At 51.9% G+C, this 11,180-nt stretch carries 13 protein-coding genes; 5 read left to right on the forward strand and 8 right to left on the reverse strand.

Annotated features, from left to right (window positions below):
* Window positions 1-56 precede the first annotated feature (56 nt).
* Window positions 57-1,976 carry a L,D-transpeptidase family protein gene (locus tag M0R70_14040; GenBank protein MCK9420487.1) on the reverse strand — a complete coding sequence of 640 codons (1,920 nt, stop codon included), beginning with the start codon at window positions 1,974-1,976 and terminating at the stop codon, window positions 57-59.
* Window positions 1,977-2,399: 423 nt separating this feature from the next.
* Between M0R70_14040 and M0R70_14045 the strand changes: the two genes are divergently transcribed.
* From M0R70_14045 to M0R70_14055, 3 genes are all read left to right on the forward strand, one after another.
* Entirely contained in the window at window positions 2,400-3,851 is a 1,452-nt protein-coding gene (locus tag M0R70_14045) for a transglutaminase-like domain-containing protein (GenBank protein ID MCK9420488.1), read from the forward strand.
* A 107-nt stretch (window positions 3,852-3,958) separates the two neighbouring features.
* Window positions 3,959-4,687 carry an ABC transporter ATP-binding protein gene (locus M0R70_14050; protein ID MCK9420489.1) on the forward strand — a complete coding sequence of 243 codons (729 nt, stop codon included), beginning with the start codon at window positions 3,959-3,961 and terminating at the stop codon, window positions 4,685-4,687.
* A 203-nt stretch (window positions 4,688-4,890) separates the two neighbouring features.
* A complete protein-coding gene (locus M0R70_14055) occupies window positions 4,891-6,639 on the forward strand; it encodes a SulP family inorganic anion transporter (GenBank protein ID MCK9420490.1) in 1,749 nt (582 codons plus the stop codon).
* A 383-nt stretch (window positions 6,640-7,022) separates the two neighbouring features.
* Here M0R70_14055 and M0R70_14060 read toward each other — a convergent pair whose 3' ends face one another.
* From M0R70_14060 to M0R70_14070, 3 genes are read right to left on the reverse strand one after another with little or no spacing between them, the layout of a single operon-like run.
* Window positions 7,023-7,232, reverse strand: coding sequence for a YgiT-type zinc finger protein (locus M0R70_14060; protein ID MCK9420491.1), 210 nt, complete (start codon window positions 7,230-7,232; stop codon window positions 7,023-7,025).
* 54 nt (window positions 7,233-7,286) lie between these two features.
* The gene (locus M0R70_14065; protein ID MCK9420492.1) at window positions 7,287-7,466 is read right to left on the reverse strand and encodes a hypothetical protein; all 180 of its coding nucleotides are present in this window, start codon (window positions 7,464-7,466) and stop codon (window positions 7,287-7,289) included.
* Window positions 7,447-7,920: a hypothetical protein gene (locus M0R70_14070; GenBank protein MCK9420493.1), complete on the reverse strand. Its 474-nt coding sequence runs from the start codon at window positions 7,918-7,920 to the stop codon at window positions 7,447-7,449. The genes M0R70_14065 and M0R70_14070 overlap by 20 nt, the downstream gene beginning before the upstream one ends.
* Before the next feature lie 772 nt (window positions 7,921-8,692).
* Here M0R70_14070 and M0R70_14075 point away from each other — a divergent pair.
* The gene (locus M0R70_14075) at window positions 8,693-8,962 is read left to right on the forward strand and encodes a type II toxin-antitoxin system Phd/YefM family antitoxin (protein ID MCK9420494.1); all 270 of its coding nucleotides are present in this window, start codon (window positions 8,693-8,695) and stop codon (window positions 8,960-8,962) included.
* A 78-nt stretch (window positions 8,963-9,040) separates the two neighbouring features.
* Window positions 9,041-9,268 (forward strand): type II toxin-antitoxin system RelE/ParE family toxin, encoded by a 228-nt coding sequence (locus M0R70_14080; protein ID MCK9420495.1) that lies wholly within the window; start codon window positions 9,041-9,043, stop codon window positions 9,266-9,268.
* A 72-nt stretch (window positions 9,269-9,340) separates the two neighbouring features.
* On the opposite strand, the gene M0R70_14085 is transcribed toward M0R70_14080, so the two are convergent.
* From M0R70_14085 to M0R70_14100, 4 genes are all read right to left on the reverse strand, one after another.
* Window positions 9,341-9,610: a prevent-host-death protein gene (locus tag M0R70_14085; GenBank protein ID MCK9420496.1), complete on the reverse strand. Its 270-nt coding sequence runs from the start codon at window positions 9,608-9,610 to the stop codon at window positions 9,341-9,343.
* 3 nt (window positions 9,611-9,613) lie between these two features.
* Window positions 9,614-10,009 (reverse strand): type II toxin-antitoxin system VapC family toxin, encoded by a 396-nt coding sequence (locus M0R70_14090; protein ID MCK9420497.1) that lies wholly within the window; start codon window positions 10,007-10,009, stop codon window positions 9,614-9,616.
* 281 nt (window positions 10,010-10,290) lie between these two features.
* Window positions 10,291-10,677, reverse strand: a complete 387-nt coding sequence (locus tag M0R70_14095) for a retroviral-like aspartic protease family protein (protein ID MCK9420498.1) — start codon at window positions 10,675-10,677, stop codon at window positions 10,291-10,293.
* 32 nt (window positions 10,678-10,709) lie between these two features.
* Window positions 10,710-10,904: a DUF5678 domain-containing protein gene (locus M0R70_14100; protein MCK9420499.1), complete on the reverse strand. Its 195-nt coding sequence runs from the start codon at window positions 10,902-10,904 to the stop codon at window positions 10,710-10,712.
* Window positions 10,905-11,180 lie beyond the last annotated feature (276 nt).

Here is an 11,180-nt window from a genome sequence, read left to right on the forward strand (position 1 = left end):
AGAAGTCCTCGCAATACGCGGTCACCGGTGGATCGAGAGGCGAAGCGGGTGAGATTTTATGATTCTTTCATTTCCCCGCCAAACATATCCACGATCTTCTTTACCAACGCTGACAGCGAAGGATCCCGTGCTCCCATGAGAAGAACGCAGTCTCCTGATCGCGCATCGGCCTTTAATCTGGTCAGCAACTCATCCCGACTGCTGACCGCGCGCGCGTTGAATGCCAAGGGACCAAGACCCTGTATGATATCGTCCGAGGAAATATCTTTTTGCGCCGTGCCTCCTGCATAATAGATCGGCAGGAGATAGAGCGAGTCATTCTGCCGGAAGGCGGTCCGGAAGGTCGCGATGTATTCATTCTTCAGGAACCGGGTCGGACCGAACCCGTGCGGCTGGTATACGGCAAGAATGCGGTTGGAAAGGCCTCGCGCCGCGCTCATGGCAGCCGCTATCTTTACCGGATTATGCGCAAAGTCGTCGACCACCTGCACGTTCTGCCTTGTCCGGGTCATGGAAAAGCGCCGGGCCACGCCTTCATAGTTCTTTACCGCATCAACAAGCGCAGTTTGTTCGCAACCGAAATGGTCGCACACGCAGAGCGCGGCGCGCAGGTTCTCAAGATTGTGATCACCCGGAAGCGGCAGATGATATACAACGCCACCCTTAAAAAGTTTGACCGAGGCAGGCAAGAGCTCTTCCCGGTCCGGACGCCACGAGCCGGCGCCATTCCGGCCAAAGCTCACGGTTGAGGGAAGAGAAGCAAGGATCGGATCGTCGGCATTCGATGCCGTCCAGGGCGTTTGTGAAGCCAGTTTTTCGAAAAGCGTGTTTATCTCGTCAACGCTTTTGTGGTCCTTGGAGATATTCAGGAACACCGCGGCCTCGGGGCAATATTTGACAAGCGATCCGTCGCTTTCGTCCGCCTCCACCACCAGGAGATCGGAACCGCCGCTCCAGGCATTGCCGATAAGCCCCTGCCGTTCGAGCCTGCGCAAGGCCGCGCCGCTTATGAGCGAGGGCGATTGACCGCATGCGGTCAGGAATTCGAATATCATCGCGGTCACGGTTGACTTGCCGCTGGTGCCGGCGACGGCAATCGTCTTTTTTTCGGCGATGATCGCGGCAAGCAGATCGGATCGATGGATAATGGGAATACCAAGGCTGCGCGCGGCAGCGATGTCGGGATTAGCGTTTTCAATCGCGGTTGAGACGCAGACCACATCGGTATCCGCACTGACACCCGAGCCGTCCTGCTGAACAATGGCGCACCCCAGCCCTTCAAGCGATCGCCGGATGGAGGCGGTATCCTCGCTCGCATGAAAACGATCGGAACCCGAGACCGTGGTCCCCTGGAAGCGCAGATACTGTGCAAGCGCGCTCATGCCGCTGCCGAAAATACCGGTAAAATGGACGCTGCTGCATCGGTGTTCGCTGATAACGACAGGCGGAGGATCTATGTAGACGAGCGTGCCTTCCTTGACCGTTTCAAACAAACGAATAACGTCGAGATTGCGCAGGCACACGCACCCGTGCGACAGGGGTATGCCGATGAGATCCTCCCGGCCGGTGCCGTGAATATAGATATAGCGCTCATACGAATCCACCCCCGCGCCCTTATTGATCCCCTGCTCAAGGCCTTCGAGCCAGAGAATGCGGGTCAGGATCAGATTCTCTCCGGTCAGACTGTGATCCCAGTCCTCCCCCGTATCTTCGCGGTCTCTGAAAACACGCCCCGCCGGCGCCCCGGCGCCGAACTTTTCCCTGATCCTATGAACACCGGGCGGTGTTTTCAGCGAGTTTTCCCGAATGCCGGTGCCGAAGCGGGAGGTGGAACAGTCGTATCGCTCGACAACAGTGTCGTTCGCGCAGACAAAAAGCGTCTGTGTCTCGATGGACACCACCAGAAAAAGCTCTTGCGGATTAATGAGAAACTTCCGTAATTTTTCGTAAATGCTATATATTCGAGCTATTTCCATAAGAGAGCCGCTATTTTCATTCTTTGCGGAATATTATGTTGAAACCGTTCATCCGGATTTTACGCATCATACAACAACATAATTAAACGAACAACAAAAATGTATCAACAATAGTCTATTTTGTAAAAAATGGCCTTGACTCCTTGATAGTGCTCCAGGTGCGATCGAATCGTATTTGACAATGTCTGTATTTCTGGCTACCATATGAATGCGTAATAAGATACATTATCATTTGCCCGAAGAATAATATCTTGTCAACAGCCTTATAATTGCATTACACATAGCGCGAATGCTGAATAGAATGTCATCCCCGAATGCTCCTATCGGGGATATGGTTTAACACCAGGTTCCCGATAAAATCTTCGGGAATGACAACTTTTCTTAATCGCGCTCATGTTATTTCATTTTTTTCAGACGGCTCTTATGCTCAAAAAAATTACCAGCACACTCATCCTGCTCTTCTGGTTCGTGATGCTCGGACTCCTGATCGAGAGGACGTACATCCGTCCTTCCTCGGTCATCGCCCTTGACGTGGTCACGCAAGAAGGCGTACGCTCGACGGATGAATGGTTCGGCATCTACCAGCAGGGCAAAAAGATCGGTTATGCGCACACGCGGACCATCCCCGAAGCGGATACCTATCACCTCTCCGAGGAAATGGAGATGGACATCCTCGCCCTCGGCTCGGTGCAGCGCGTCAGGACGGTCATCAACAGCTACACCACGAAAAACTTCCTGCTCAAGTATTTCGATTTCACGTTGCAATCGGATCTGACCTTGATGAAGATCAAGGGCGCGGTGCTCAAGAACAAGCTTGTCCTTGATATCAATACGGGCGGCCAGACGCGGACCGAGAAGATCTGGCTCACCCGTCCGCCCTACCTCTCGCCGAACATCAAGCCGGCCATTCTGCTTCTGGGGCTGGAAACGGGGAAAACGTACCGCTTCCCCCTTTTCAATCCCGCTACCCTGAGCACCGAGGAGGCGACCATTTCCATTGAGTCGCAGGAACGCATCAAGATCGGTGAGACCGAACAGGCCATTTACAAGCTGAAAGAATCATTCCAGGGCATGGAGACCACGTCGTGGATCACGCAGGACGGTGAAACGATCAAGGAAGAAAGCGCGCTCGGATATAGTCTGTTAAAGGAAAGCAAGACCGAAGCGATGAAACGCGACAAGGGCGGCCCCGTGGTCGATATCATAACGCTGACCATGATCCCCTCTGACCCGATAAAGGAATCCTCGAAGGTAACGTACCTGCGTGCGCGGCTGAAAGGCGTGCCTCTGCAGGGCTTCCAGCTGGACAACGATCGCCAGACACTTACCAATGATGTTATCGAGATCCGCAAGGAAGACTTATCCGCGGCATATCGGCTGCCCTATTCCGGAAAGGAGCTTGCGGAATATCTGCTGCCGAACGCGCTGATCCAGAGCGACGACAAAAAGATCATCGATCAGGCCGCGAAGATCCTGGCTGGCGAAAAGAACGCCCATGCGGCCGCGAAAAAACTGAACGATTGGATATATACCGCTTTGACGAAAAAACCCGTCGTCAGCATCCCGAGCGCACTCGAAGTCCTAAACCAGCGTGAAGGAGATTGCAACGAGCACACCGCGCTCTATACGGCACTGGCCCGTGCGGCCGGCATCCCGACACGCATGGCAGCCGGTATTGTCTATATGGAAAAAGGTTTCTATTACCATGCCTGGCCCGAGGTCTGGGTCGGCCGTTGGATGCCGGTTGATCCTACCTTCAACCAGTTCCCCGCTGACGCAACGCACATCCGATTTATCACGGGAAACCTCGACCGGCAATCTGATATAATCAAACTGGTCGGGAAACTGAAGGTGGAAGTTTTAGAATATAAATAAAATGCGGAATGCGGATTGCGGAATAAAAGCCGTCATTCCCGCGAAGGCGGGAATCCGGTGTCTTTCATCCGTGTGTATCCGTGTCCATCCGTGGTTGCATGGCGATTATGATCAAACTCATCAACCTCACCAAGAATTACGGCAAGCTTACCGCCGTGAACAAGATCAATCTCGATATAGCGCAGGGCGAGATCTTCGGCTTCCTCGGCCCGAACGGCGCGGGCAAGACCACGACCATCAAGATGATGGCGGGTCTGCTCCAGCCTACCAACGGCAGCATTCTTATCGGCGGATATGATGTCCAGGAAGAACCGATCAAGGCAAAGTTCATCACTGGTTTCATACCGGACAGGCCGTTCCTGTACGAAAAGCTCACGGCAAAGGAATTCATGCATTTCGTGGCCGAGCTGTATGACATGAGTGGCCCGGGCAAGCGCGTGAGTGAACTCCTCGAGCTGTTCGGACTTCCTGAATGGGCCGATGAACTGGTCGAGAACTTCTCGCACGGCATGAAACAGCGCCTCGTCATGGCCGCGGCCCTGCTGCATGACCCGAAAGTCCTGGTGGTGGACGAACCCATGGTCGGCCTGGACCCGCGCGGCGCGCGGCTCGTGAAGGACATCTTCAAGGAACTCGCTGCAAAGGGCGTCACGGTGTTCATGTCCACGCATACGCTCGAGATCGTGGAGCAGATGTGCACCCGTGTCGCCATCATCAATAAGGGCGATATCATCGCGGAAGGCAGCGTCGAAGACCTCGGCCGCATGGCGAGCATGCCCGAAAGCCATCTGGAACCGATCTTCCTGAAACTGACCGGCGGGGATGAGGCGATATAAATAGTGTAACGAGACTTTGCTTCAGACCGTTGAAACATGAATACCCCCTCACCCAAGCCCTCTCCCCCTCGGGAGAGGGGATTCTTCAGTTTCCTCTCCCATCAGGGGAGAGGATTAAGGTGAGGGGTGGTTTAAGAATGGTTTAAAACTTGACTCAAACTTCAAGATGAGACGAAATAAAGTACCTTAACCCTGGAGCTAACATGGAAGCGATAAAATTATTCCCCTTTCTCCAGTGGTGGTCGCGGGTCAACCGCCGCACTGCGCGTGCCGATATCATTGCCGGCATTACCGGTGCGATCATCGTTCTTCCCCAAGGCGTTGCCTTTGCCATGATCGCCGGACTGCCCCCTGAATACGGACTCTATTCGGCAATGGTGCCGACGATCATCGCCGCGCTGTTCGGCTCCTCGCGCCACCTCATCTCCGGGCCCACGACCGCCATTTCCATCGTGATCTTTACCACGGTCAGCCCCCTGTCAACTCCGGGCAGCGCGGAGTACATCCAGATGGTGATCACCCTCACCTTCCTTGCCGGAATATTTCAGCTTTCGCTGGGAATGGCGCGCCTCGGCGCGCTCGTTAATTTTGTTTCCCATTCCGTGGTGGTCGGCTTCACCGCCGGCGCAGCCATCCTCATAGGAACAAGCCAGCTCAGTAATCTTTTTGGTGTCCCTGGCTCGAAAAGACATGCCTTTATCCATGTCCTGACGGACCTCGTTCACCGTCTGCCTGAGATAAATTACACGGTGCTCACGATCGGACTCGTCACACTGATCGCCGCTCTGGTGTTCAGAAGATATCTTCCGCGCTGGCCGGGAATGCTCTTTGCCATGATCATCGGCAGTCTCCTGGCCATTCTTATGAAAGGCGGCGAACACGGCGTGCGGCTCGTCGGATCCCTGCCCGCGCACCTGCCGCCATTCTCCTTACCCGACCTTTCTACAGCCGACGTGCGTCTCCTGGCGCCGGCCGCGCTCGCGATAGCGATGCTCGGGCTGACGGAGGCGGTCTCCATCGCCCGCTCCGTGGCCACGCGTTCTCACCAGCGCATCGACAGCAACCAGGAGTTCATCGGCCAGGGTCTTTCGAATGTTATGGGAAGCTTCTTTTCAAGCTATGCCTCGTCGGGCTCGTTCACCCGCACGGGACTGAATTATGAAGCCGGGGCAAAAACACCGATGTCCGGCGTTTATTCCGCAGTAGCCCTTGCCGTTATCCTCCTGCTCATTGCTCCGCTCACCGCTTATCTCCCGATCGCTTCCATGGCGGGTATTCTCCTGCTCGTCGCGTATAATCTCATCGATTTTCGACACCTCAGGGCTATCATAAGAACGAGCCCCTCCGAGGCAGCCGTTCTTGCCGTTACTTTTTTCTCAACGCTTCTCGTGGAACTGGAGTTCGCCATTTACGTGGGCGTGATCCTTTCGCTCCTGCTCTATCTCAACCGTACGTCCCACCCGCATTTCATCACGCTTGCCCCTGATCCCGAGAGTGACCGGCGGAGCTTCACCAATATTCTGAAAAAGCCACTGCTGGAATGTCCCCAGCTCAAGATCATCCGGATGGACGGCTCGCTCTTTTTCGGCGCGGTCGACCATTTTGCGCAGGAAATGCGCGCTATCACAAGGCAGAGTCCCGAACAGGCCCACCTCCTGCTCGTCGGCAGCGGCATCAACTTCATCGACTCCGCCGGATGCGAAGCCCTAGCCGAGGAGTCGCACCGCCTTCATCTGACCGGAAGAAAGCTCTATCTCTGTTCGCTCAAGGGAGATGTGCTGAATGTGTTGAAGCGCGGAGAATGCATAAAGCATATCGGCGAGGAAAACATCTTCCGTTCGAAGATAGAGGCGATAGAAAAGATAGTTCCCCGGCTTGATCCGGAACGGTGCCGCGTCTGCACGGCGCGCATCTTCAATGAGTGCGCGCAGATGCCGGGTGCGAAACCCTGATCGGAGCACGGTTATTCAAATCGCCTGATAGCTGGCCGGCTTGCAGGCTTGCAAACCGGAAAACCTTCGTGAACCGATCTTCCTGAAACTGACCGGCGGGGATGCGGCGGTTTGAACCCGGATAGGTGCGATGTTTAGGTTGGGTACTTTATCGAGAATGTTTTATTAGGGTAGTGTACGTGCAGTTCAAATCGATCTAAAAATTGACGAACTCCAAGAAGAGGTATGTGCAGTTGCGGCATGAAGTCGATAGCGGAGGGGGCACAGCAGCTACTGGCAGGGTTACTCTGCAACTGCGATATTCAGAAAAAAGAAGGGTGCTTAGTGCGACGGTATCAAGGATAAAGAAACGACCCCGGCGACTCAACCGCCGGCGGCAGGCGCTAAACGAATTCATAAACCGGGGTTTCGATCATTTTGTCCGGCTTTTTCCCACCCTTGATCAATGCCTGGATATGTTCCACTGTCTCAGGAGAAAAATACTGCTCTCCGGTCTCCCGGCATACCCTGGCCGGCACGTGCTCAATAATGTAAAAGCGTCCGCCCAGTTCCACCGTGTAGGCAACCTCTGTTTCGATCATTGTTTCTTTCATAAGCGCCGCCGCTAAAACAACGTAAGAAATGGTGTCCCTTTAGTTTCTCATAAACTAACGGCTGGAGCCGACAAGATGGCTGTCCGCAGTTGAACGATGCGGCTTGAGTTTTCTCTGAAGCTTGTCGGATTTTTTTTTGACGAACTTAATCTGCTCTGCAACCGAGAAACTCTTCGTTTCCTCGTAATGTTGATTTCTGATCTTACGGACCATTTCAACTGCTTTTACTGACATGGGTTGTTACCTCCCGCGGGGAATAGATGGAAATCGGTTTGTATCCCATCTCGATGTTAACAGCATTAAACTTCTGTATCTTTTCAAAATGAACAATATGTTTGAAATTCCAGCTGACGACGAGGTCCGCGCCTGCGACTGTTGCGATTGCAATATGCCGGGCATCATCACGATAATTATGCGTCAATATCTTATGCTTAAGATAAGCCTCGGCTAATTCTATGGATTCAGAAGAAAGCGTAACAATCTTATCAGTACACTGCCTGAATTTCATGTAAACCTTTTTGACTTCTTCAGGCGCATCCTCGATTTCCGCATCAATAAGTTCCGACAAGAGCAATTTGAACGTACCCTCCTGAAAATCCTTGAGTATGCCGTTTGACCATTCTTTAAACTCCAAGTCGCAGCAACCGCCTATTACCGAAGTATCAACATATATGGCTCTTTTCTTCATAATTTCATTCTACCATTTTTTGTCAGGCCGGGCTGCACTTTTGGTAAATGGCTTCTCATGAGCGTGCTGAATTCCACTCTCTGCGACCTATAATATCATCACTGTTTATGAATGACAAGCGGATATATCAAAAGACAATAATGTGGCGCTACGATCCTTGGTACCTCTTTGAATTTTTTCGTGCCTCTCCCTGTTAGTCGTTCACGTAGCGTGGAGCGAAACCCGGCATCACTCGTCGCTTCGATTTCAATGCTCTGTTCGATTCATGACACAGCACCCTGCGCAGCCCTGAGAGTCTCGACCGGAACAACAGAACACTGTTCGTGACGATCCCGGGTATTGCATGATTCCATGTCAGGATCAGTTCCGTAGGTCGGGTAGAGAGGAGCGAAACCCGACATCATTCGTCTCATCGTTTTCAATACAATGTTCGGTTCATGACACAGTATCCTGAGCAGCCCTGAGAGTCTCGACCGAAATAACATAGCACTGTTCGCGGTGATCTCGGGTAATGAATGATTCCACGTCAGGATCATCGATCAAAGTAATCGACATTGTGTCGGGTTTCGAGTTGTTCACTCGACCAATTAAATAATCGTCACGCATTAACGACCCTATTTTCCGGAAAAGGGAGAATGCCAAAATAAAAGACCTGATCGTATGAAGCTGCTTTACGTTCCCAAAGCTCTTCCTTTCATTTTCTTCTTGTTTTCCCCTTTTATTGAATGCTATAATATAGCCTGAATTATAGCTAATTGCCGCTGGAGGTCCAATGAAGGTATTGCCGCTTTCGGAAGTAAAGAACAACCTGAGCAAACTTGTTGAACAACTTCATACCACGCATGAAGAGATAACGGTCACGAGAAACGGCCGCGCAGCCGCCGTCATCATGAGTCCCGAAGAATTCGACGGCTGGAAGGAAACGATGGAAATTCTCGCGGACAAGGAATTCACGCGGGAAATTCGTCGCGGTATAAAGAACATAAAGAAAAAGGGAAGAGTGTATCATCGGACCGAGGACATTACCGGCCTGAAAGGATAACCCGCGCTGATGAGCACCCGCCGTCCGATCCGCACAACCGCAGGAATATCAGCATACATCCGGTCTCTGCATCCTGCATTGAAGAAACGAATTCATGATGCCCTCGATCAGATTCGTGTGCAGCCGGGCGAAGGGAAACCACTTCAGCGGGAATTGAAAGGTTATCGAAGCTTCAGGATCGGCAAGTTCAGGATTATTTATCGCGCAATGGTGAAAGAAATAGAAGTAGTCGCCCTCGGCCCGCGCCGTACGATTTATGAAGAAACGACGAGGCTGATGAGACAGGATGATGATAGCTCAGGTTGATGCCCTGGAGAATCCTATTTACCATGAGCAATGACACTCGCGCACAACGTCCCAAGTTTCCTTTGGGTGACCCTAAGATGCTCCCTTCGCCTTGCGTGATGGACGACGGGTTTTATAGGGGCGCTCACGAGACTCGCGTACCATACCGACAATGTCATCTGCAGTGACGTTCGTTTTCAGCCCGGAACTTGGGATGTCGAATGGTGAGCGAAGAAACGCCGTCTTGGGCGTTACTGCATACAGTTCCCCTTTCCTGCGCTTGATTATGATCTCTTCCGTCTTTGACTCCTCGAGAACAGAGGAGAGCCTGGCTCGCGCCGTTGAATAGGTATACACTTTCATGGGTCACTCCATCACGGTTATTTTCATGGCCTTCGCGATCTTGAGCATGTTTCCGTCCAAACTCAACAGGGGAAGCTCGTTTTCCCTGGCGCACTGCAGATAATAGGCGTCATATGCGTAAATGTTCCAGCGGAGCGCCAGCTTCAACGCCTCGTCGATGCGAATTTGAACAAGCCTTACAGGAATGCGTTGAGAGCGCGCATAAGCCAGGTGAATGTCTTTGTCAGTAAGTTGATGCCGCTTTCTCTTTTTCCCGGCGATCAATGCGTTTCCGATTTCATAGGGCAGCACTTCTGGAGAAACGATGCGCTTACCAAGCGTTTTTTCGATGAGAGCGTGATATCCGGGCTCTTCCAGCGCTACCGAGAGAAACGTACTTGCATCTGCGACAATATCCATGGCGTAATTGTACAACTGGCTTATAATTTTGTCAACTGAATAATACCGTACGGCAACAGGATCCCGCACCGCACACCAATACGACATTTATCACGACGCAAAATCTGACACTTTGTTGTTCCTATCATCCCTCTTTCTTACAAGTGCAACAATATAGACCTGGCCCCAAGAAGTTGTTCTGCCGTTACCGCGCTCATTCATGCCGAACAACTGCGGATGCCTTTTCAATCACCAAGCCAGTTTGCGAAAGTGCTTTGCTGACTTCTGCAGAGGTGCGATGTTTAGGTTGGGTACTTTATCGAGAATGTTTTATTAGGGTAGTGTACGTGCAGTTCAAATCGATCTAAAAATTGACGAACTCCAAGAAGAGGTATGTGCAGTTGCGGCATGAAGTCGATAGGGGTTTCGTTGATTGCGTACAATAGCCTATCATTTAAATCATATATTTCTATTTTCGTTGTGTGCGAGTACCCGGTTGCGAGGCCGGCGGCGGTCTTAAACTGTTTTGGTATTCCATTGACAAGGTTATGCCCTAATGCCGCCGCAAAGGTAGCCGGTATAGAACAGTCATCTGCGCCGGTGTCTATCAAGCCGAGCACTTTTACGGACAATCCTGTATGGGGATTGATAATCTGGATCGGCAACCACGGACGCTTCAGGCTGTCCATGTTGCCGAGGAAGGGAAAGTTTCTGATCGGTATTAGTATATGTGAATCATGTTCTGTTCAGGCACGAAGATCAGAACGGGGTCGACAATACCTTTTTCTTTGGCTTCGTTGAGAACCTCTACCGGTTGAGACCCGTGGCTTACCACGGTTCTGTCGGCGAAAGACTTCACCGCGACATACTGTCCGCTATACTGATCTCCATTGTTCACCAGCGTGTACTGTTCCATCTTGCCTCCCTTACCCGGAAACTTCATTTGAAGTAAATATACAGTCATTCAGTCTCAAATGTCAAGTTTTCCGAAATACAAGAGGCGCCCTCTTCCCCCATCGAAATGTTTCAAGGATCGAGAAGTGACCCCATTAGCCCAGTAGTCAAAGTTTTGGGAAAGAAGTAAGCAACTGTAGAGTAAAGCACTGGCGTAGTGGCTACAGGTTGATGTTTGTGTTCCCCGTTTCTCTCCGTTTCCTCCGAGAGTGTCACTGTATCTCAACCATACCCTATC

Source organism: Nitrospirota bacterium, from assembly GCA_023229435.1.
Classification (GTDB): Bacteria; Nitrospirota; UBA9217; order UBA9217; family UBA9217; genus JALNZF01.